Origin of the sequence: Ignavibacterium sp. (assembly GCA_032027145.1) — a bacterium.
GTDB lineage: Bacteria > Bacteroidota > Ignavibacteria > Ignavibacteriales > Ignavibacteriaceae > IGN3.
In genome coordinates, this window is record JAVSMP010000001.1 from 2,113,006 (window position 1) to 2,136,428 (window position 23,423).

19 protein-coding genes and 1 other RNA gene are annotated in these 23,423 nt (G+C 33.0%); 7 read left to right on the forward strand and 13 right to left on the reverse strand.

Features of this window, described 5'->3' with window-relative positions; genetic code table 11:
* Positions 1–19: 19 nt before the first annotated feature.
* On the reverse strand, positions 20–373 hold the full coding sequence (locus tag ROY99_08780; protein MDT3696477.1) for a four helix bundle protein: 354 nt from the start codon (positions 371–373) through the stop codon (positions 20–22).
* 57 nt (positions 374–430) lie between these two features.
* The gene (locus ROY99_08785; protein MDT3696478.1) at positions 431–1,612 is read right to left on the reverse strand and encodes an isocitrate/isopropylmalate family dehydrogenase; all 1,182 of its coding nucleotides are present in this window, start codon (positions 1,610–1,612) and stop codon (positions 431–433) included.
* A 187-nt stretch (positions 1,613–1,799) separates the two neighbouring features.
* Here ROY99_08785 and ROY99_08790 point away from each other — a divergent pair, with 187 nt between their 5' ends.
* The 3 genes from ROY99_08790 to ffs all read left to right on the forward strand — a co-directional run bounded on the left by ROY99_08790 (position 1,800) and on the right by ffs (position 6,254).
* Entirely contained in the window at positions 1,800–5,138 is a 3,339-nt protein-coding gene (locus ROY99_08790; protein ID MDT3696479.1) for an ATP-binding protein, read from the forward strand.
* Positions 5,138–6,091 carry a site-specific DNA-methyltransferase gene (locus ROY99_08795; GenBank protein MDT3696480.1) on the forward strand — a complete coding sequence of 318 codons (954 nt, stop codon included), beginning with the start codon at positions 5,138–5,140 and terminating at the stop codon, positions 6,089–6,091. The genes ROY99_08790 and ROY99_08795 overlap by 1 nt, the downstream gene beginning before the upstream one ends.
* Before the next feature lie 66 nt (positions 6,092–6,157).
* Positions 6,158–6,254: signal recognition particle sRNA small type (gene ffs, locus ROY99_08800), an RNA gene on the forward strand.
* A gap of 44 nt (positions 6,255–6,298) precedes the next feature.
* On the opposite strand, the gene ROY99_08805 is transcribed toward ffs, so the two are convergent.
* The 5 genes from ROY99_08805 to glgC form a co-directional block, all read right to left on the reverse strand.
* The gene (locus ROY99_08805; GenBank protein ID MDT3696481.1) at positions 6,299–6,775 is read right to left on the reverse strand and encodes a histidine phosphatase family protein; all 477 of its coding nucleotides are present in this window, start codon (positions 6,773–6,775) and stop codon (positions 6,299–6,301) included.
* Entirely contained in the window at positions 6,772–7,071 is a 300-nt protein-coding gene (locus ROY99_08810; GenBank protein MDT3696482.1) for a hypothetical protein, read from the reverse strand. The genes ROY99_08805 and ROY99_08810 overlap by 4 nt, the downstream gene beginning before the upstream one ends.
* 19 nt (positions 7,072–7,090) lie before the next feature.
* Complete coding sequence (locus tag ROY99_08815; protein ID MDT3696483.1) at positions 7,091–7,837, reverse strand: hypothetical protein; 747 nt, start codon at positions 7,835–7,837, stop codon at positions 7,091–7,093.
* A 37-nt stretch (positions 7,838–7,874) separates the two neighbouring features.
* A complete protein-coding gene (uvrC, locus tag ROY99_08820; GenBank protein MDT3696484.1) occupies positions 7,875–9,707 on the reverse strand; it encodes an excinuclease ABC subunit UvrC in 1,833 nt (610 codons plus the stop codon).
* A gap of 208 nt (positions 9,708–9,915) precedes the next feature.
* Entirely contained in the window at positions 9,916–11,163 is a 1,248-nt protein-coding gene (glgC, locus tag ROY99_08825) for a glucose-1-phosphate adenylyltransferase (protein ID MDT3696485.1), read from the reverse strand.
* 109 nt (positions 11,164–11,272) lie between these two features.
* Between glgC and ROY99_08830 the strand changes: the two genes are divergently transcribed.
* From ROY99_08830 to ROY99_08845, 4 genes are all read left to right on the forward strand, one after another.
* On the forward strand, positions 11,273–12,928 hold the full coding sequence (locus ROY99_08830; protein ID MDT3696486.1) for a M1 family metallopeptidase: 1,656 nt from the start codon (positions 11,273–11,275) through the stop codon (positions 12,926–12,928).
* A gap of 71 nt (positions 12,929–12,999) precedes the next feature.
* On the forward strand, positions 13,000–13,722 hold the full coding sequence (locus ROY99_08835) for a UDP-2,3-diacylglucosamine diphosphatase (GenBank protein ID MDT3696487.1): 723 nt from the start codon (positions 13,000–13,002) through the stop codon (positions 13,720–13,722).
* A 10-nt stretch (positions 13,723–13,732) separates the two neighbouring features.
* The gene (locus tag ROY99_08840) at positions 13,733–15,958 is read left to right on the forward strand and encodes a PBP1A family penicillin-binding protein (protein ID MDT3696488.1); all 2,226 of its coding nucleotides are present in this window, start codon (positions 13,733–13,735) and stop codon (positions 15,956–15,958) included.
* A gap of 39 nt (positions 15,959–15,997) precedes the next feature.
* Positions 15,998–17,305: an NfeD family protein gene (locus ROY99_08845; protein MDT3696489.1), complete on the forward strand. Its 1,308-nt coding sequence runs from the start codon at positions 15,998–16,000 to the stop codon at positions 17,303–17,305.
* Between the two features lie 161 nt (positions 17,306–17,466).
* Here ROY99_08845 and ROY99_08850 read toward each other — a convergent pair whose 3' ends face one another.
* The 6 genes from ROY99_08850 to gatA all read right to left on the reverse strand — a co-directional run bounded on the left by ROY99_08850 (position 17,467) and on the right by gatA (position 23,392).
* Positions 17,467–18,522, reverse strand: coding sequence for a DUF6263 family protein (locus ROY99_08850; GenBank protein ID MDT3696490.1), 1,056 nt, complete (start codon positions 18,520–18,522; stop codon positions 17,467–17,469).
* A 9-nt stretch (positions 18,523–18,531) separates the two neighbouring features.
* Entirely contained in the window at positions 18,532–19,764 is a 1,233-nt protein-coding gene (locus ROY99_08855) for a DUF1343 domain-containing protein (protein MDT3696491.1), read from the reverse strand.
* A gap of 118 nt (positions 19,765–19,882) precedes the next feature.
* Positions 19,883–20,314 carry a nucleoside-diphosphate kinase gene (gene ndk / locus ROY99_08860; GenBank protein MDT3696492.1) on the reverse strand — a complete coding sequence of 144 codons (432 nt, stop codon included), beginning with the start codon at positions 20,312–20,314 and terminating at the stop codon, positions 19,883–19,885.
* A 9-nt stretch (positions 20,315–20,323) separates the two neighbouring features.
* On the reverse strand, positions 20,324–21,340 hold the full coding sequence (sucD, locus tag ROY99_08865) for a succinate--CoA ligase subunit alpha (GenBank protein MDT3696493.1): 1,017 nt from the start codon (positions 21,338–21,340) through the stop codon (positions 20,324–20,326).
* A gap of 131 nt (positions 21,341–21,471) precedes the next feature.
* Positions 21,472–21,981: a GNAT family N-acetyltransferase gene (locus ROY99_08870; GenBank protein MDT3696494.1), complete on the reverse strand. Its 510-nt coding sequence runs from the start codon at positions 21,979–21,981 to the stop codon at positions 21,472–21,474.
* Complete coding sequence (gene gatA / locus ROY99_08875) at positions 21,965–23,392, reverse strand: Asp-tRNA(Asn)/Glu-tRNA(Gln) amidotransferase subunit GatA (GenBank protein MDT3696495.1); 1,428 nt, start codon at positions 23,390–23,392, stop codon at positions 21,965–21,967. The genes ROY99_08870 and gatA overlap by 17 nt, the downstream gene beginning before the upstream one ends.
* Positions 23,393–23,423: the final 31 nt, after the last annotated feature.

Below are 23,423 nucleotides of genomic sequence, written 5' to 3' on the forward strand. Positions count from 1 at the left end.
ATCGCAACTTTAATCATTTTTAATTTTTTTTAATAAATTTTGATAACATCGCAAAAGAATGTTTAATCATTTCTGCGAGTTGTTTAATATCTGTACAGTTTAAATAATCTAACTTAACTGCAATTTCAATCCTAGTATCCAATTCAACTGCTGATGCTCTTGCAATATCCAGAAATCTTAATGTTTCTAAATTTGAGCTTCTGATATTTCTCTCAGAAATATTTAAAGGAATCGAAATAGCAGCTTGCCTGATTTGAGAAGTAAGAGCAAAGTGTTCTTGTGACAGAAATTTTGAAGTAAACTTGTAAACTTCTGAAACGAGTTCAACGCTTTTTTTCCATACATCCAGTTTTTTATGACTAAGATCTAACATTTATTTTCTGATTTATTTTCCTCTTGCGTTTAGGTCTTTCGTCTTACTTCTTTCGTCTCACAATTTAGCAATTATTTCATCTGTCATTTGCTGTGTTGTGCAGGCACCTTTGCTGAATACATCAGGTCCGCCCCGCAGTTTCATCATATCATAAGTTTTAACTTTTCCTTCTTCAACCACTTTAGCAATTGCTTTTTTGATTTTTTCAGATTTTTCTGTTTCACCAATATGGTCAAGCATCATACAGGCACTCATAATCATTGCTATTGGATTTACGATTGAAGGATTTAACTCCTGATACTTTGGTGCACTTCCATGAGTCGGTTCAAAAACTGCAACCTCATCACCAATATTTGCACTGCAGGCAAAACCAAGTCCGCCAATCAGACCAGCAAAACCATCAGAAATAATATCTCCAAACATGTTTTCTGCAACTACAACTCCGTAATCCTCGGGATTTTTAGTAAGCCACATCATTTGTGCATCAATATTGGTATCCCACAAAGCAATTCCGGGATACTCTTTTGCTAATTCTTTTCCAATCTTTAACATCATTCCTGAAGTTTCGCGAAGCACATTTGGTTTTTCACAAACGGTAACATTTTTATAGCCGAATTTTTTTGCATACTCAAAAGCAGCGCGGATAATTCTTGTTGCAGCATGTTTGGTAACTATTCTTGTTGAAATTGCGAGCTCCTCATTGGGAACATCTTTAAATGCTTTCCATTTTGGATGAGATTCAAATGCAGCACGAACATTGGCAGGAGGATTTGTCCATTCAATTCCTGCATAAAGTCCTTCTGTATTTTGTCTGAAAATAACTGAGTTGACAATCGGTTCTTCATAGCTGCCTTTACCATCTTTTCTGATAAAGTTAAGCGGGTTTCCTTTGAATGCAATACAAGGACGAATACAAATATCAAGATTAAATATTTGTCTCATAGAAACTATTGGTGAAAAATAAACATAACCTTTCCCTTTTAATGAAGGATCAAGTTCTTTATCAGCTGCATCTTTTGGTTTAGAAGTAATAGCGCCAAAAAGCCCGAGTTTATGTTGTTTTAACAAATCAATTGTACGCTGTGGAAGTGCATTTCCTTCACTGCACCAGAAATCCCAGCCAATATCTCCATGGACATATTCGGCTTCAAATCCGACTGCGTTTAAAACTTTGATTGCTTCTGGTAATACTGTTTTACCAATGCCGTCCCCGGGCATTGAAACGATGGTTCTCTTCATAAAAAAAATTCCTGTATAATTAGAAAAAATTGACATCTCAAACTTAGCCATTTGATGATGATCAAAGCAAGGATTAAAGCCCCTATTTGGCTGAAACAGGATAAGAAAATTTAGTTTTAATCGGCAAAAATATTAAATTAGTAAGGAATTTGACGATAATAAGATATAATCGAACAAAACTATCAAAATGCCTGAAAATCTATCTGAAAAATCATTAGAACAAGCTAATCTCGAATCATTATTAGATTCTTCAATTGATGTTATTATTCGGATTTCTGATAGTGCAGTTATCTATTATTTGAGTGCTTCTTCTATTAATTTAATTGGATATTTGAATTCAGATTTATATGGTAAATCACTAATTGCGTTTATCAGTGAAGAACAAACTGAAGAGTTTAAATTGTGGCTTACAGAAGTTTTCCAATCTGATAAAACTAAAAGCTTCAGATCTGATTTAATTGACAATAAAAATAAAAAAGTTGCAGTCGAGTTTTCTCTCAAACGAATTGAGATTGATGGAAAACAATTTGCACAGGGAACAATCAGAGATATCAGAGCTCCTAAAGAAACAAAGCAAAATTTATTTAGCTCTGAAAACATTTTTAATTCAATCTGGAAAAACACAAAAGATGGAATGAGATTAACTGACCAGGATGGAATGGTTGTACTTTGTAATACAGCATTTGCTAATCTGTTTGGCAAACCTGCTGATGATATTATCAATCATCCAATCAGCGATCTTTATGCTGCGGAAAAAAGTGAACAGATAATTAAAAACTACAAGCGGAATTTTATTCAAAGCATGGTTAAAGATTATCTTGAAACATCTGCAACTTTATGGAATGGAAGTCAACTGTATTTTGAAGTCTCAAATTCTATAATAGATGATATTGGCGGAAAAAGATTTTTGCTTAGTATTTTCAGAGATATTGGTGAAAGAAAAGTAAATGAGAATCTGATTGATAAGAAGGGAAGGTTGCTTCAGGGAATTGCTAAAGCTTCAAATGCATTAATAACTGATTCAGAATATATAGACGGATTTAACATTGCTCTGGAAATTCTTGGCGAAGCTGCCGGTGCCGACAGGGTTTATATCTATAAACATTTCGAAGATGATGAAACCGGTGAATTATATTTCAGCCCTCAATATGAGTGGACTGCTCCTGGGATTACATCTCAATACAAAGATTCTATATTAGGTAAGCTTTCTTATTCCAGATTTGCACCATTAAAATTTTATGAATCTTTTATAAATGGCGAATCACTAAAATTTATAATTAAAGAATTGCCTCAGGAATTGCGTGAAGTTTTTATTGATAGAAATATCCGCTCAATTATTTTAGTTCCAATTATGATTGATGGAGCTTACTGGGGTTTTATCGGATTTGATGAATGCCACTCTGATAGATTGTGGAGCAGCGATGAAGAGTCAATGTTAAGCGCATTGGCTGCTACTTTCGGCGAAATATTAAAGAAGAATAAGTTTCGTGATGAGCTGCTCAGGAAAAATGCCGAACTGGATAGGGCGGTAATTGAAGCACAAAACGCTGCAAAAGCCAGAAGCGAGTTTTTAGCTTTAATGAGCCACGAAATCAGAACTCCGATGAATGGAGTTATCGGGATGACAGGATTGTTGCTTGAAACAATGCTGACTGAATCACAGAAGGATTATGTAAGTACAATAAGATTGAGCGGTGAGCAGCTCCTGGTTATTATAAACGATATACTTGATTTTTCAAAAATTGAATCTGAAAAGCTTGAGCTTGAAACACAGCCATTTGATCTTAGAGAATGTATCGAAGATTCTATGGACCTTGTATCAACAAAGGTAGCTGAGCAGGAAATCGAACTTTTTTATAATATTGATGAAAATACACCTTATGCAATTTACGGTGATGTTACAAGATTAAGACAAATTCTAACTAACCTGCTGAGTAATGCAGTAAAGTTTACAAAAAAAGGTGAAGTTGAAGTAATAGTAAAATCTGAGCAAATCGATTATAAAGAATATTTATTGAAATTTAATGTCAGAGATACCGGCATTGGAATTCCTGCTGATAAACTTGATAAACTGTTTCAGCCTTTTAGTCAGGTTGATTCATCAATTACCAGAAGTTTCGGAGGTACTGGTTTAGGTCTGGTTATAAGTAGAAAACTTGTTGAAATGATGGGCGGTGAAATTGGTGTAATCAGCGAAGTGGACAAAGGCAGTAATTTCTTCTTTACTATTAAAGCTGAATCTGTTACTTCTGATAAAAAAGTTTATTCTTTTGAATCCTCTTCTAAACTGATTGGCAAAACTGTTATGGTTCTTGATCAGAACTTTTCTAATGGGATGATGCTTAGAGATTTGATGATTAGATGGAAAATGAACTCAGGATTTATTAACAGTCTTACTGATTTAATTCCGAAACTTGAATCAAACAAAGACTCGGAATTGTTTATAATAAACTCACAGGGTTTTGAAAATAATATTCAAATCATAATTGAAAAAATTAAAAATACTATTAAGTCCAAAGAAATTGGATTTATCATTTTAAAAACTTATGGAAAAGAAATTGGTGTACTTGAAAATGAACGCTCCCCTTACTGTAAAATCATTTCTAAACCAATCAGACGAAAACAATTATATCAATCAATCTTAGGTTTTTTTGAAACAGAAGTTAAAGACGAACAAATAAAACCTGCAAAAAAAGAGTTAACACAGTTTGTTCCTGTAAACAAGTTTAAGATACTTCTTGTTGAAGATAATAATGTTAATCAGATGGTTGCAACAAGAATGCTGCAAAGAATTGGTTACATTGCAGATATTGCTTCTAATGGAAGAGAAGCAATTGAAGCATTGGAAAATATCAGTTACGATTTAATATTTATGGATATTTCTATGCCGGAGATGGATGGGCTTACGGCTTGCTCGCTTATTCGTTCAAATAAGGAGTTAAAAAGACAGCCCGTAATTATTGCAATGACTGCAAATGCTATGCATGGTGATCGGGAAAATTATTTGAAAGTAGGAATGAATGATTACATCAGCAAACCAGTAAATATTGATGATCTGACAATGATTATTGAAAAATGGTCTGAATCAATAGCTCGTGAAAAGCAAAACGATGTTTCTGTTGATCAAATATCAGACATTGAACTTAAATTTATTGATGAGACGAGAATCCTGTTCTTGCAGGACTTAAAGTCTCAAGCTGATCTTGAGTTCTTTAAAGAAATGCTTGATATATATATAAATGAAATCCCGAAAAATATTGAACTGATAAGAAATGCAATTTTTCAAAATAATTCAGAACACTTGCGTTTCTATGTTCATAAATTAAAAGGCTCATCCTTAACACTTGGAATTGAAAGTGTTCTGGAATATTTCAAGTCGCTCGAAAATATGGCATTGGAAAATAATATAACTGAAGAATCAATCGTTTTGTTCAAGAAAGTTTCTGCTCAGTTTGAAAAGATTATTGAGGATATTGTTTTGTTAAAAAGCAAATATGCAAATGTCAGTTTTCCTGATATTCAATAATGAATCACATTAATAAAAAACGGGCACCATTAAACCGAACTTTAGATATTACCAGTAAAGAAGCTGCTCGTTTCCGGAAGTCTCTTCTGAAATTGGAAAGTAAATCTTCTGTTGAAGAAATAACCGGAAGAATAATAAATCAGGATATATTTAGTGCGGCAGAATATCTGCCTGTCAAATTTGTTGACTTATTATTTATTGACCCTCCTTATAATCTGAATAAAAATTTTTCAACTCTTAAGTTCAGGGAGATGAAAAATAGTGAATATGAAAAATGGACAGATTCCTGGCTGCAGAAAATTGTTAAAATCTTAAAACCAGATGCTTCCATTTATTTCTGCTGCGATTGGAAAACCTCAATTCCAACTTATAACGTTTTAAAAAAATATTTTAATGTGCGTAACAGAATAACCTGGGAACGTGAAAAGGGAAGAGGCGCAAAAGATAATTGGAAGAATTCTTACGAAGATATTTGGTACTGCACTGTTTCTGACAAATTTACTTTTAATACTGATGCAGTTAAATTAAAAAGATTAGTCCGCGCTCCTTATAAATCTGATAATGGCAATCCTAAAGACTGGAAAAAAGAGAATGGAAAAAATTTCAGAATAACTCATCCATCTAATTTGTGGAATGATATAACAATTCCGTTTTGGTCTATGCCGGAGAATACAGATCATCCAACACAGAAACCGGAAAAGTTACTTGCTAAAATTATTCTTGCAAGTACAAATGAAAATGATTTTGTTTTTGATCCTTTTCTTGGTTCGGGAACAACTGCAGTAACAGCAAAAAAACTTAATCGCAAATTCTGTGGAGTTGAGATTGATGAAACTTTTGCTGCTCTTGCATCAAAGCGTTTAGAGTTTGCAGAAAAAGATAAATCAATTCAAGGTTACCACGATGGAGTTTTTTGGGAAAGAAATAGTTTAATGGAGCAGAAGAAAAAGTAATTCTGGCAGCAGTGTTTCTTGTTTGATAAACTAATTTTCTACATTTTTACAGCCCAACAAAATGGTTTTAGGGCACCGGTTAACAGGTTAATACCCAACCCCGTCAGGTCCGGAAGGAAGCAGCGGTCAGTATATAATTTGTGTAACTGTGTGCCTCTTTTTTATTATATCTGTTTTGTAAATTGTAAAAAGTCGTTCTGTTTGATATTATACTTGTATAGGAGGGATAAAAAACAACAACTTTCCACTGTTATATTTTATCTGACCATTAAATTCAATCCCTGCTAATGCAGCCGGTGGAAAAAAAATATTTAAACTGCCTGAATTACAGAAGTTGTTGATATGGATTGACAGATCAGGCTGATGACCAATAACAGCAATATTTTTATATTCAAGTGCATTAAGTAACTCTATCAGATCAGAAGAGCGGCTGCCTGTTCCAAGGTTATTATCTTTTATTAAACCCTGAGCGGGGTTAAACTCGGATAGTATTATCTCAGATGTTTGAACAGCTCTTATTAATGGTGAGGTTAATATAACATCTATATTTTTGATATAGTTTTTCCAGATTTTAACAGAATTTAATATTACTGTTTTTCCTTCTGAAGTTAGTTCACGATCAAAGTCTTTTTTATCTATAGAGATATTTTCTGCTATACTATGCCGGATTAAGTAGAGATTCATTTTGCAAAATCATAATTGATTGAAATAACAGTTATCATCTGATGAAAATCCATAAGTGTTTTTGCCAGTTGTTTACCTGCTTTAGAATTCATTAGCATATCCATTGTATCTTTTGATTCAAATTCTACTTCACAATAATAAGAATACTTCTGGTCAAGCAGCAGATTACTTTCAACCTTAGCGAGTTCTGTTTTTTTACCGGAAATTTCTATAAGCAATGGAATTATCACATCATTAAAATGCGAAAGTGCTTTGTCTTCTTCAGTTTTATGAAGGAAAAATAGTTGTTTGTACATTAATGATAAACTTTTGATATTAATACTTTTTTGTGGTATCGATAATTAAATTTTTGTTTGAAAAAGTTTTTATAGCTCTTATTTCCCTGATAATGAGCGAATCAAATAAGTTTTTATTACTTATAAATTTTTGGAGTCCGGCATTATAATTGAAAATATCCTTAAGGTTTCGTTCATCTTTCGGTTTTGTAAAAAATATATTTGTAACAATTGCAGTATCAGATATACCTGTAATAATCTGTTCTGCTTCTTTTTCGTCAGTACTAATGTTAGTGAATTGCCTGAAAGCAAGGTCAGAGTTGTGTTGTTCTAAAGTGTAGTATGATATCCTCTTTAGTTTTACATTTGCCTTTGAAATAAAGTCCTCTGTAATTACTGCAAAAATTCTGGAACCTGATTTTTTAAAGTTTAAATTTAGATAACCGTTAAGAGATTCATCTTTTATTAAAACATTAAGATCATCATCAACAATTGCGAAAAGATTATTGATTGGATTTTGATTTTCCATCAGTAAGGTAAAATATCTGATGTTGTTTATCAAAATGCTATCAACAAGGATTTTATTGTAACTATTTAAGGGTACATTAAAATTATGCAGTCCCTGAAAGATTTTTTTACTTGCTTCATTTCCGTTTATTGCTTCAGTAACCTGTTCAAGAAAAGAAGAACCGTTAAACACAAATGGCTCTTCCTTAATTTCTTTTTTGCAGGCAGTAAAAACGACAGCAAATATTAATAAGATTGAAGAAGAAATTTTAATAGTCATAATTTGCTAATAATGTTATGCTAAGATAATTAATAATCTAGTGTATGGCTATAATATTTGTTTTAAAGTATTCTGTCAGTAGCTGAGTTTTCTTTTTGCCGATAACATTTTCAATTTCTTCAATGGTGGAATTTCTTATTCCATTAAGACTGCCGAATTTTTCAAGTAAAAGTTTTGCAGTTTCAGTTCCAATACCTTTTATATCTGTTAATTCAGATTTAATAATTCGTTTACTTCTTCGTTCACGATGAAATGTAATTGCAAAACGATGAGCTTCATCTCTGATTTGCTGCAGCAGCTTTAATCCTGATGAAGTTTTAGGAATCAATTCAGGATCTGATTTACCCGGCAAATAAACCTCTTCAAGTCTTTTTGCCAGCCCAATTATACTGTAGTTCTCTATCTCAAGATAATCCAAAACCTCAACGGCACTTGATAACTGTCCTTTCCCTCCATCAACCATGATCAAATCAGGCAGCGGCTGATTTTCTTTAATCAGTCTTGAATATCTTCTTTCAATAACTTCTCGCATACTTGAAAAATCGTCAGGACCGGCAACAGTCTTGATAATAAATTTTCTATACTGACTTTTTTTAGGCTTTCCATCTTCAAAAACAACCATGCTGGCAACAGTATCGGATCCCTGCAGATTAGAAATATCAAAACATTCAATTTTTTTTGGAAGGATTTTTAATCTTAAATCTCTTTGTAATGCTGAAACTGAATAAGAAATATTGCCAAGATTCTTCATCTTTTGAAGCTGAATCTCTTTTAACTGAAGTATTGCATTTTCTTTACACATTTTAATCAGCGATTTAAGATCCCCGCGTTGTGGTACCGTAATCTTTACTTTTTTATCCGTTTTTGATTTTAACCACTCGATAAGTATTTCTTCATCACTTGGTTTTACTTCAAGCACTATCTCTTTTGGAATTTCTGCTGACTCACTGTAAAAATATTTAATTGCAGATGAGTAAATTTCTTCAATCTCTTCGCCATCTTCGATTGAAAGCTTCAGTTGTTTTTTCCCTATTAATTTTCCATCACGGATATTAAAAACCGCACAGGATGAATCTTTCCCTTCAAAAGCAATTGCAAAAACATCTCTGTCTTCATAATCATCACTTACAACTTTTTGTTTAGCAGAAAGTATTTCGAGCTGATTTATCTTATCTCTAACTTCTGCAGCTTTTTCAAACTCAAGCCTTGAAACATACTCCTCCATTTTTTGTTTTAGTTCTTTTATTAACTCATTTGTTTTACCCTTTAATAGTTTAACAACTTCGTTAACCATATCGTTATAATCTTTTGGTGGGATCAAACCTTCGCAGGGTCCATCACACTTATTAATATGATAATCCAGACATACTCTGAATTTCTTTGCGGCAATATTTTCTTCTGTAAGATCAAGTTTACAGCTTCTTACTTTAAATATTTGGTTTATGATCTTTAACGAAGTCCGCATACTCTTTACATCAGTGTATGGTCCAAAATATTTTGAGCCGTCATTTACGACATTTCGTGTAGAATAAATTCTTGGGAATAGTTCGTTGGTAATTTTTATAAACGGAAATGATTTATCGTCTTTAAGATTAACATTATATTTGGGTTTAAATTGTTTGATCAGGTTATTTTCAAGTATCAATGCTTCAAGTTCAGAATCAGTAACAACTAATTGAAGATCATCAATCTTACTAACAAGCGCTATGGTTTTTGCAGAGCCAGGATTTTCCTGGAAATAACTGCGAACCCTGTTTTTTAAATTCTTTGCCTTACCAACATAAATTACCTTGCCGTTCTTATTTAAGAACTGATAAACACCCGGGGATGAGGGCAGATTTTTTAGGTTGGTTTGTAATTTCTGATTCACAATAAAAAGCAATTATTAAAAATGTTAACTCTAAATAATTCAAAGCAAAGTTAAAACAAATTGATTTTAATAAAAATGACTTTGTAACATCTTGTGATTAAATACAGATTTATAAATAGAAAGAAGAAAGCTAAAAGGCATATTCTGAATCCTATTCCTCAATTGGATGAGCAACAATGAATAAATAATATGAATTATTTTTTAATAATTATTTACCGTCAGACACAACTAAATTTTTAGCAATTACAACAATACCGGTTTCGGTAACTGTAAATCTCTTTTTATCTTTTTCAGGATCAAATCCGATTTCGCAGCCTTCCGGAATAACAACGTTTTTATCGATTATTGCTCTTCTGATTCTTGCATGTCTTCCGATTACAACATTATTCATGATTATTGAATCAGTGATGTAGGAATAACTGTTAACCTTAACATTTGGACCAAGCAGTGATCTTTCGACCAAACCACCGGAAACAATTGTTCCATCACAAACAAGTGAATTTAAAGTTCTACCGACACGCTCACCTTCGTGCGAGACTGTTTTAGCAGGCGGAAACTGAACTTGATAAGTTCTTAATGGCCAATCAGGATCATACAGATTAAACTCAGGTATAACGCTTATCAAATCCATATTTGCTGCATAATAACTGTCAAGCGTTCCGATATCTTTCCAATAAGGCTGACTTTTTTTGTTTTCATCTAAAAACTTATATGCAACTACTTTTAGTCCTGCCTGTATCATATATGGAATAACTTGCTGACCAAAATCATGGTTCTTAATCTTCTTTGATTCCATTTCAAGCAAAACTTCTCTAAGAATATTTGCATTGAAAACATAGATACCCATGTTTACGAAAGAATAATCAGGTTTATCTGGAATGACAGGCGGTTTAGCTGGTTTTTCAATAAAGGAATTTACAATATAATTTTCATCAACTCCTACAATACCAAATCGGGTTGCTTCATATTTAGGAATTTCTAAAGAAGCAATCGACATATCTGCAGCTTTTTCGATATGATTATCCAAAAATTTCAGATAGTCCATTTTATAAATATGATCGCCGCCAAGTATTAAAACCCATTTTGCTTTTTTATCGGAAAACAAATTTAAGTTTTGATGAATTGCGTTCGCAGTTCCAAGATACCATTCGTTGTTTAATTTTCTTTGAGGCGGAACTGAATAAATAAACTCTCCAAGCTCCGGATTAAAAATACTCCAGGCTTCGTAAAGGTGCATATTAAGAGAATCAGATTTATACTGCGTTAATACATAGACTCTTCTAAAGCCTGAGTTTAAGCAGTTAGATAATGCAAAATCTATAATTCGATATTTTCCGCCAAATGGAACGGCTGGTTTACTTCTTACAGCAGTTAAGGGATGTAATCTTTCACCTTGCCCGCCGGCAAGAATAACTGTAATTGTATCTCTTAAAATTGATGAACCTTGAGATGGCATATTAAATCCTTAAATCTTTGTTGAAATATATTGAAATATCGATTGTTTGACAATCAGAGTAATAGTTAAATTAACATAAGTATTTTAAAAATTAAGTAATGATCTTTTAATGGTATCTTACAGAAAACTTTCTCTTTCCTTTATTATTATTATACTTTCGGCATCATCTGTTCTCCCTCAAGTATTTCTGAAGAATAAAGAATTTAACGATAAAAAGTACTTTGTAAGCCAACAACAAAAAGCTCTTGATATTTTATTTTATGATCTTTCAATTGATCTGGATGTTGATAAAAAAATTGTAAAAGGTATTGCAGTCTTAACTGCCGTAAAGGATCAATCCAATTATACTGGTCTTGAATCTGAAATTGAACTAAATTTATATGATAATATGGTGATTACCAATGTTGAGATTAATAGTAAACCTGCAGAATATTATCGCAAAAAAAACAGAATATTTATTAAAGAAACAGAAGCCAATTTTGATACTTTTAAAATCGAAATAGAATATTCCGGAACACCGCAAAGAGGGGGTTTTGATGGATTTGTTTTTGGATCAATAAAAGGTAACTCATTAGTATATAATATAAGTGAACCGGATTTAGCATCAACCTTTTTCCCGTGTGATGAAGATCCGTCTGACAAAGCTTTACTTGACATTAAAATTACCAACGACTCGCAGTTTGTTTCTGTATCAAACGGAAATTTAATTGAAATTAAAAATAAGGGAGCTAAAAAAACTTATCATTACAAAACAGTCTATCCAATATCTCCATATTTGATTGCTGTTTATTCAGCTAAATACCAAACTTTTTCAGATACATATATCAGTCTTGATGAACAAGATACGATGCAGATATATTATTATGTTTTACCAGAGCATTTTGATAATGCAAAAATTGATTTTGCAGGACATTTAGATTACATGAAAACTTTATCTGAGCTTTTCGGAGAGTATCCGTTTATTAAAGAAAAATATGGTGTTGCAGAATTTTTATGGAATTATGGCGCAATGGAAAATCAAACTATTACCGGAATTGGTTATAACTTCGTTAATGGTAATAATTTTTTTGAAGATACTTATGTCCATGAACTTGCTCATCATTGGTGGGGCAATTCGGTTGGACCAAAAACATGGAACGATATCTGGCTTAATGAAGGTTTTGCATCTTATGCAGAAGCTTTATACGCAGAGGCGAAGAATGGTAAAGAGGCATTGAAATCCAAGATGCTTAGTAAGTTTAGCAGTCATTTCAGAGGGACTTTGTATGCCCCAAAAAATTTGTTCGGTGAAGCAGTCTATGATAAAGGAGCCTGGGTTTTACATATGCTGCGTGATGAAATTGGAGACACAAATTTTTTTAACGTATTAAACAGCTATTATGAAATTTATAAATATTCAAATGCTTCGGTAGATGATTTTAAGACAGTTTGCGAAAACATTTCACGTATAGACCTTACTAAATTCTTTGATCAGTGGATTTATAATGGAACAGAAATTATTTATTGTACTTACAGTTTTGAAACAGAAAGCAACGATGGTCTGGAAGAAATAGAATTATATATAGATCAAAAAACAAGAGATTATCCGGAATTTCATTTTAATCTTGATGTAGAAATATTTTACAAAGATGGTACATCTGAAACAAAGAGTTTTTTTATAAACAAAACAAACAACAAATTTAACTTTAACACAGACAGAAAAATTGAAGCAATTTTACCTGATCCTGAGTCTAAACTGCTGGCAGAGTTTGAAAGTGAATATTAAACAAGAACAAAAGATTAGTTTTATTTATTTCTTGTATTCAGTAAATTTCCTGTAAACAAAAACGATTCTGTGTGAATAAAACTTATCTTTTCATCTCCGATATACATCTTGGTCTCCAATCAAAAGAGATCGAGAATAAAAAAGAAAGACAGCTTGTTAAGTTTCTTGAATTTGCTAAAGATAATTGTGATGAACTGTTTATTGTAGGTGATCTTTTTGATTACTGGTTTGAGTATAAAAGGGTATATCAAAAAGGAAATTTCAGAACATTTACTGCTTTACAGGATTTAACTGAAAAGGGAATTAAAGTGCATTACTTTATCGGTAATCATGATTTTTTCCATAAAGATTTTTTTGAAAATGAAATTGGAGTTCAATTATATCCTGATGCGAAAGAATTCATTTTAAATGGTAAAAAATTTTTTATTGGTCACGGCGATGGACTTGTTAAAAATGATCTTGGTTATAATATTCTGAAAAAAATATTGCGCAACCGATTTATTCAGTGGTTGTATGGACTAATTCATCCTGATATTGGTGTTGCTGTGGCAAGCAGAACAAGTAAATCAAGCAGAGATTATACTACAAAAAAAGATTATGGTGAAGAAGATGGCTTGTTTGGAGCCGCTAAAAATTTTATTGATCATGGTAACGATTATGTTTTGTTCGGGCATTTGCATAAAAGATGCTTTTTAAATTATAAACAAGGTATTTACATTAACCTTGGATCATGGATTGAAAATCCTTGCTACGGAAAGTTTACTGATAAATTTGAAATAATAGACTGGAAATAAAGAGTTTTGTATGGCTAAATCTTATAAGAAAAAAAATAACAACAATAAAAAGAAATGGATAATTTGGGGAAGTATTACATTCATTTTTCTTTTACTTGCTGTTTACACGATCAGCGGGCTTCCATCTCTTGATGAACTTGAGAATCCAAAACCTGTACTTGCAAGCAGGGTATTTTCTTCAGACGGTGAATTGATTGGTCAGTTTTTTATAGAAAACCGTATAGAAACTCAGATTGACAGCCTGCCGCCTTATGTTTTAAAAGCACTGATTGCAACTGAAGACAGAAACTTCTATGACCATTGGGGTGTTGATCTTACAAGATTTGTTAAAGCAATGATTAAAAATCTTTTTTCACTTTCTTTGCGCGAAGGTGCAAGCACTATAACACAACAACTTGCAAAAAATCTTTACTCACTTAAGGAAGGAAGAGAAAATTTTCTTGATAAAGGTGTAAGAAAAATCAGAGAATGGATTTCTGCTGTTCAGATTGAAAAGACATTTACTAAAAAAGAAATTGCAGAGCTTTATCTTAATGTTTCTTACTTTGGCAGAAGTGCTTATGGTATTGAATCCGCTTCTAAAGTATATTTTAATAAAAGAGCAAAAGATTTAACCCTGCCCGAAGCAGCTTTATTTGTTGCCTTGTTAAAGTCTTCCGTTATTTACGATCCTGTTACCCGTTACGAAAGTGCATTGCAGAGAAGAAATGTTGTAATGTATAATATGGTTGAAACTGATATGCTTAGTAAAGATGAATATGATAGATTGAAACAGCAGCCTATCCAGCTTGCATCAGAAAGATTGAGCCATGTTAAATCTGAAGCGCCACACTTCCTTGAATATATCCGTCAGCAAATGACAAATTTAGCTGATAAATACGGTTACGATCTTTACCGGGATGGTTTAAATATTTATACTTCGCTTGATATGAGAATGCAGCGAATCGCTAACCGTTCTGCAAAAAAACATATTGCTGATTATCAGATATTGTTTGATAAAAACTGGAACTGGGACCGTAATAAAAGTCTGCTGACTGATATTATTGATAAATCAATTAAGAATGATATCAGATATAAATCTGCCGAATCGAAAAATGACAAAGCACAAATTTATAACAAGCTGAAATATGATCTTGATTTTATTGACTCTGTTAAAAAAGTTGCTGCTAAAGTAGAAGTTGGATTTGTTGTGATTGAACCAAAAACGGGTATGATTAGAGCACTTGTTGGTGGTGAAAATCAGGACTTTGGAAGAGGATTAAACCATGTTACCGGAATAAGAAGACAACCTGGTTCATCGTTCAAACCATTTGTTTACGCAACTGCCGTCGAAAACGGATATACTCCGGCAACAACTGTCCTCAATCAAAAATTTGATTATAACGGCTGGTCACCATCAAATGCAGGTAATGAATACAGCAGTTACGAAACTTTGAGGTGGGGACTGGCAAATTCTGTAAATGTTATTGCCGGAAGATTGACTATTTCAGATATGGCTCCGCCGTATCAGGTAGTGAAGTTTGCACAAAGAATGGGAATAAAATCTAAAATGGATGCTTATCCTTCAATTGCACTTGGAACAGTCGAAGTAACACCATTAGAAATGGTTTCAGCAATGGGCACTTTTGTTAATCATGGTGTACATGTTGACCCAATATCAATACTAAAAATTGAAGACAGAAATGGTGTAGTGATAGATGAGTTTGTTCCGGAATCTGTGCAGGCGATTTCTCCGCAAACTTCTTCAATAATTGTTGATATGATGGCTGATGTTATTAATTATGGAACCGGAGCCGGAGTTAGAAGATACTTTCAATATCCGGCAGCAGGAAAGACCGGAACAACACAAAAATTTTCGGATGCTTGGTTTGTTGGTGTTACTCCAGATCTTGTTGCAGGTGCATGGGTAGGATTTGATGATCATCGTGTTAAGTTTACTAATTGGTATGGACAGGGAGGCAGAGCTGCATTACCTATTTGGGCGATGTTTATGGAAGGTGCTTATAAAGAATTAAAACTGCCGCTTAAGTATTTTACCCTTGCTGATGGAGTTGAAATGGCAACATTCTGCAAAGAAACAATGGACCTTGGAGATGCCAAACTTGCTACGGATGCCTGTCCAAAAACTTATACTGACCTTATTGATGTAAGTAAAGCACCTGGATATTGTGAAATTCATAGCGGAAGCGGCGGAAGAATAATTCATGAAAACCGCGATGGTGATAGTCAATGGTAAATTCATTTTTTTTACTCCTGAAATAAGAGAGAATTTATTATGAAATATTTATTAGCTCTTCTGATAACAGTTTCAATTTACTCTCAGCAAAAGTTAGTTTATATAGCTAATATTGATGGAGAGATAGATCTTGGATTAGCTCCTTATGTAACACGTGTAGTGAATGAAGCTGAAGAGAATAATGCTTCGGCTATTATTTTTAAAATTAATACTTTTGGCGGCAGAGTAGATGCTGCTACTCAAATTAAAGATGCAATCCTTTCCAGCAAAGTATTAACTATTGGATTTATAAATAACCGTGCAATATCTGCCGGTGCTTTAATAGCTCTTTCATGCAACAAAATTGTTATGGTGCCGGGCAGTTCAATTGGTGCAGCAACAGTTGTTGATCAGTCAGGTGAAAAAGTAGGTGAAAAATATCAATCCTATATGAGGTCTGAAATGCGTTCCACTGCAGAAAGAAACGGAAGAAGGACTGATATTGCAGAAGGAATGGTTGATGAAAGAGTTGTAATTGAGGGTTTAACTGATTCAACTCATTTGATTACTCTTACATCTGAAGAAGCTTATAAATATAAAATTGCAGATACATTGATAACAGATTATAAAAATGTTCTTGCTGCATTCAATTTGAAAAATGCTGAAATAGTACAGGTTTCATCTAATTGGGCAGAAGAGGTTGTAAGATTTCTTAATAATCCGATTATCTCTTCAATATTAATCATGATCGGATTCTTTGGCTTGATGGCTGAAATTAAAACACCGGGCTGGGGACTACCCGGTACAGCAGGACTAATTGCGCTCACTTTATTTTTCGGCTCTTCATATATTTTACAATTGGCTTCTATGTTGGAGATATTGCTTTTCCTTTTAGGATTAATTTTGCTGGTTGTAGAAATTTTTATAATCCCGGGTTTTGGAGTAACGGGTATATCAGGTATTACCTTAATATTAGTTTCAATTTTTTTGGCACTTTTGGGCAGCGATCCTTTTCTGGATATGAAATCTGTTTCAATGGCAATTATTCAACTTACAGTCTCACTGGTTGCAGCTTTAACAGGAATTTTCTTACTGGCAAAGTTTCTTCCAAAGTCCACTGCATTCAGCAGGCTTGTACTAGCCGAAACACAAAATGCAGATAAAGGATTTGTTTCATTTCCATCTGACACAAATTTAATCGGTAAAACAGGAATTGCTTATACAACATTAAGACCGGGCGGCACTGCGTTAATTGATGATAAAAAGGTTGATGTAGTTGCTGATTCAGAATACATTGAAAGAGATAAAAAGATAAAAGTTATTCGTGTTGAAGGCATTAAGGTAGTTGTAACAGCCGTTAAAGAATGATGAGATTTTAGAAATCCTGTTAACTTTTCTGACTAACAGCTTCTAAGCAAAAGTTTAGCTGCACTTAATATTTGTATGTTAAACTGCCTGAATTGAAATAATTTTTTATGAGATGAAATAAAAAATTTAAGCCGGTGATTAGCCGGCTTAACAATTAAAATTTATTTTAATAACTCTACAATGTTAGTGTTGGTAACTATGTCCGACCTGCTGCCTTTTTGTTTACCTTGTGGAGTATTTGCTTCCATCGAATAGTTTAACTGCATGCTTGTCTTAGTCTTGGATTTAATCTGTAATCCCTGATCAACATCAAAATAAATTTTACCTTCGGCAGTAGATTTAGGTTTATCGAAATTATAAGTTACATTTCCCTGACTCAATTTTGACTGTCCTTCATAATTAAAATTTATACTGGCATCAATTACTGCGATCCTGTGATCATCAAGCTTTTCAACATTTTCAACTTTGTATTTATTAACATAATTAATCTTATAAACCATCATTGGAACAGGTGCCTGTTTAAGTTCCCAGGTTGAATCTTTATAAACTTCTTTATCAGAAAGTTTGCGGATAATCTGAGTGATTAATGGTGCAAGAATTCCTGCAATTAATTCTTGTCTGATTGTATTGCGGTCATTTACAGAAATCGTATCGGCAGCACCTTTCAACTCAAGAAATTTATTTGATATTTTATCAGCTTTAAAAACTTCAATCACTTCACCTTTTTTGTTGAAGGTAACACTAAAAGGATTATTGTGAAGTGAATGATACTCTGCAAACTGAATTAACTTTGAAGTATCTGTATCTTTTCCTGATTCAAATTCAAATTTTTCTTTGTTAACATCTGCATTAAGTTTAATGGAATTAATATTTAATTCCGCTTCAGTGATTCCGTCTTTATCAACATCTTTAACTTCAAAATCAATCAGATAAACAATATTTTGTTCAACCCCGGAAGTAATTGTTGTATCCATTACAAGTTTTTGAATATTTTTTGAAATACTGGTTACCCTGTAAAGATGTTTATCACCTTTTTTAAACTTGTATTCCATCAAAAATGGCTTTCCGGAATTATCCATGCCTTCTGTTTTCAGGTTTGTTGAGTCAAAGCTGAATTTATTTTCACCGGATAATTCATTAGCTGGTTTACTATTTTTTTCTCCGCAGCTAATTAATAAAAATATAAATGAAATCAGGACAAATAAGTGTTTTAACATTTCTTCCTCTTAATAAAGTAAATAAGTATTTCTTTTCTTCTCAAATTTAGCGAGGTTCTTTTGCCAACTGCCAAAAATTTTATCAGGTGCAGTTTTTTTCTTAATAAGTTCTTTTAATTCACTGCTTCCAGCAAGTCTGTCAAAAGAATTATTAAAGCTCATTTTTTCACCGTATAATTTATTTAACACGTGTAATAGTTTTACACCAAATTTTACTGACTCAAATTTTTGCGGATCAGTTATTCTGATCTTAATTCCGTTGCAGGTCTTTCCTTTAAATTTCGGATTTGTTGCCATACCATCAATATCTTCAGGAATAAAAGCAACAGATTGCAATTCGGCGCCTTCGACCTTTAATAAATTAAGCTTTGAGATCACATCTTCCGAATTAATAAACGGAGCACCAAATTGTAAAAACGGAAATTTTGTCCCTCTGCCTTCAGATATATTTGTGCCTTCCAGTAAACAAATTCCCGGATATACAAGTGCGGTTTCCAATGAGTTAATATTTGGTGATGGTGAAATCCATTTAGAATAAAACTGATTAGGAATTTCCCTTTTCCAGTTTTTGCACTTAATAACATTAAGAACAATTTTATCAGAGTTTGGTAAAAGCTTTTCACCAATAAAATAATTTGCAAGCTCGCCAACTGTCATTCCGTGTGTAATCGGAATAGGAGCTATCCCGACAAATGATTTGAAGTTTTCATCAAGTACAGGTCCATCAACATAATTGCCGCCAATCGGATTCGGTCTATCTAAAATAATTATAGGAATATTATTCTCGATTGCAGATTCCAAAACGTAATAAAGAGTTGAGATATAGGTGTAAAATCTAGCTCCGACATCCTGTATATCAAAAATCAGCAGATTAATATCTTTTAAATTTTCCTGAGATGGCTTTCTATTATTACCATAAATAGAAATAATTGGAACTTTTCTATACAAGCTTTTTTTATTGATAAGCTCACCGGCTTCAGCACTTCCTTTAAATCCATGTTCAGGTGTAAAGATTGCTTTTAATGTAACTCCAGACATGTTGATTAAAGTATCAACTAAGTTAGTTCCATCAGAAAGCAGCGCAGTATGATTACAAACCACTCCAATGTTTTTGCCAGCAATAAGCTTTTGATTTTCAGAAAAAAGCAAATCGGTTCCAGTAAGTATTTGTGCTATATTTGAAACCGGGAAAACAGAAAGTATGATAAAGAATAATAATCCGAGTTTGTATTTTGATATCATTTTAAACTCCTTCTACTACTTCATAAAAACACAAATGTCCGCCTCAGCTTCCTGAAGACTGAAATTTAAAAATGTCACACTTCGGCAAAGATGGGTATGACATACAAAAAATTAATTTTTACACTGGAAAATTTTCGATTAATTCTTTACTGTTAAAAAAGAATGTAATTTCTCTTGCAGCATTTTCATCGGAATCAGAACCGTGAACAGCATTAAACTGAACACTCTTAGCATATAATTTCCTGACTGTTCCTTCTTCAGCTTTTGCGGGATCGGTTGCACCGATAAGTTTTCTATAATCTTCAACTGCATTTTGTTTCTCCAATGCAATCGGTACACAAGGTCCCGAAGTCATATATTCTACTAATTCACTGTAGAAAGGTCTTTCTTTGTGAATTTCATAAAATGCTTTTGCAGCATCTTTAGAAAGTTTAATCATTTTTAATGCTTTAATTTTAAAACCTGCTTTATTAATCATAGAGATTATTTCTCCGATATGATTATCACTTACTGCGTCAGGTTTTATTATTGCCAATGTCTTATTGTTCAATCAACGCTCCTATTTCTTTTTAGTTTTTATCTTATTTACTTTCTTAACCTGCTTCTTAGGCTTAACAGTTTTCTTCTTTTCAGATTTTTTCTTTGTCTTGGATTTTGAAGACTTAACTTGTTTAGTTTTTTTTGCAGTTGATTTTTTACTTTTCAGTTTTTCAATTGCTTTTAACATCGTGATCCCAATATCAGCAGGGCTTTCAATTACCAGAATTCCTGCTTTTTTCATTGCTGTCATTTTCTCCGCTGCGGTTCCTTTACCGCCTGAGATGATAGCTCCAGCGTGACCCATTCTTCTTCCCGGAGGTGCAGTTCTTCCGGCAATAAAACCAACCACAGGTTTCTTAACATTCTTCTTAATAAACTCAGCAGCTTCTTCTTCAGCACTGCCGCCGATTTCACCAATCATCACAATACCTTCAGTATCATTATCATCGTTAAACATTTTTATAATATCAATAAATCTTGATCCGATAACCGGATCGCCGCCAATGCCAACACATGTTGATTGTCCAAGATTTACATCTGTTAATTGTTTAACTGCTTCATAAGTTAAGGTACCAGAGCGCGATACAACTCCGATACTTCCTTTCTTATGAATGAACCCTGGCATAATTCCAACTTTAGCAATTCCGGGTGATATTACACCGGGACAATTTGGTCCGACAAGAATAACTTCCTTATTTCTTATTGAATCATAAACCTTTAACATATCATTTGTTGGAATTCCTTCAGTGATGCAGATAATATATTTTATTCCGGCATTAGCGGCTTCTAATATTGCATCTGCAGCAAATGCCGGCGGTACAAATATTACTGATGTATTTGCCTTTTGAATTTTTACAGCCTCTTCAACTGTATTAAATACCGGAACACCTTGAAAATCTGTGCCGCCCTTACCAGGTGTAACTCCTGCAACTACTCTTGTTCCATATTCAATCATCTGAGATGTATGGAAAGAGCCTTCACTACCTGTAATACCTTGTACAACCAGGCGGGTATTTTTATTGATTATAATTGGCATAATGATCCTTTTCTTAATTAAATTTTATGAGCAAAAATAAGGAAAAACTTTGGATAATGTTAAATGTTTTGTGGGATGTTAAATTCTAAATGTTGAAGGTTAAATGTTCGATGTTTAATTGAGAATTTATATTACTCTATGATTTTATAACCTATCAAATGCGTCACTAAAGTTGAACCCATCTGAAAAGGCTCTTCTTTAATAAAGACAAATCCAAGCTTAATATACCATTCCAGGGTTTTTACATTTTGTTTCATCACTCCAAGCCAAACTTTATTATATTGTTTTTCTTTTGCTGTTGAGTAAGCGTTATTTAATAATTTCTTTCCAATCCCAAAGCCCTGAAATTCCGGAAGGACATATAAAGAAGAAACAAATAATTTTTTCTCGATATAATTATCAAATAATTTCATCCAGCCAACTGGATTTGAGTTAACCTCAGCTACTATTCCTATTGAAAAAGGATCATTAAGTATTTCTAATAATCTATTATCAGAATAAAAATCATAAAAATATTTTTCAATATCTTTTAATGGGATGAAGGAATAAGTGTTCTTCCAGGTTGTGAGTAAAATATTTTTTACGATTGAGAAGTCAGCTTTTGTCCATTGACGTATATTTATTTCAGTTTGAAATTTCATCCTGAATGTGCTTTGCTAACTGAAATATTTTTTCTTCTTCAAATTGCTGAGATAAAATTTGCAAACCAATTGAAAGATTTTCTGAGTTCTTTCCGATTGGAATACTCATTCCGGGTATGCCAGCTAGGTTTGCAGATGTTGTGTAGATATCACTCAAATACATTTGCAAAGGATCATCAGATTTTTCACCAATCTTAAAAGCAACAGTTGGAGTAGTTGGAGTGATCAACAAATCAACCTGCTTAAATGTATTGTCAAAATCTTCTTTAATTAATCTTCTAACTTTTTGAGCTTTGCGATAATAAGCATCATAATATCCGGAAGAGAGAACGTATGTGCCGAGCATTATCCTGCGTTTTACTTCTTTACCGAGTCCTTCTGCTCTTGTGTTTACATACATTTCGTTCAAGTCGTTAAAGCTCTTTGATCTGATTCCATATCTTACACCATCAAATCTTGCTAAGTTTGAAGAAGTCTCGGCAGTTGTTAAGATATAATAAGCTGCAATAGTATATTCAGTTTTGGGTAACGAAACTTCTTTAACTTCATAACCCTCTAGTTTTAGTTCATCAACAATGTTTAGGATTGCTGTTTTAATTTCTTCATCCAATCCATTTGCAAAATATTCTTTTGGAATCCCAATCATAAACTTTTTGTCTTTTGATAATGAAGAAGAAAAATCCGGAATTACTTTTTCGATAGATGTAGAATCATTTACATCTTTTCCCGAAATAACTTCCATCACTAATGCCGCATCTTCAACATTTTTTGAGAATGGTCCGATTGAATCGAAAGATGAAGCGAATGCAGTTAAGCCAAAACGCGAAACTCTTCCATAAGTTGGTTTTAATCCAAACACACCGCAGAAAGCTGCAGGCTGACGAATCGAACCTCCAGTGTCGGTTCCGATTGAAACATCACAAAGATTTGCCGCAACTGCAGCTGCCGAGCCGCCGCTTGATCCGCCGGGCACTCTTGTTTTATCCGCAGGATTTAAAACTTTTCCAAATGCAGAGTTCTCATTTGATGAACCCATTGCAAATTCATCACAGTTTGTTTTGCCGATGATTATTGCATCTTCATCAATAAGTTTTTGTACTGCCGTAGCTGTGTAAAGTGAAGTAAAACCTTTTAAGATGTTTGATGAGCAGGTAAGCGGATGATCTTTGTAAGCAAGGACATCTTTTATTGCGATAACCATTCCCGCAAGTTTACCAGCAGAATTATTTTTTATTTTCTGCTCAACTGCTTTTGCTGTATCAATTGCTTCATCATTAAATACAAAGTTGAATGCATTAAGATCTTTTTGGTCTTCAATGTTCTTTAGAAAATGTTTTACATTATCTACAAGACCTAATTTGCCTGATCTAATAAGTTCTAATTTTTCTTTGTGGTTTTTATAAAAAGTCATCTTATTTTTTTTAATAAAGATTATAGTGTTT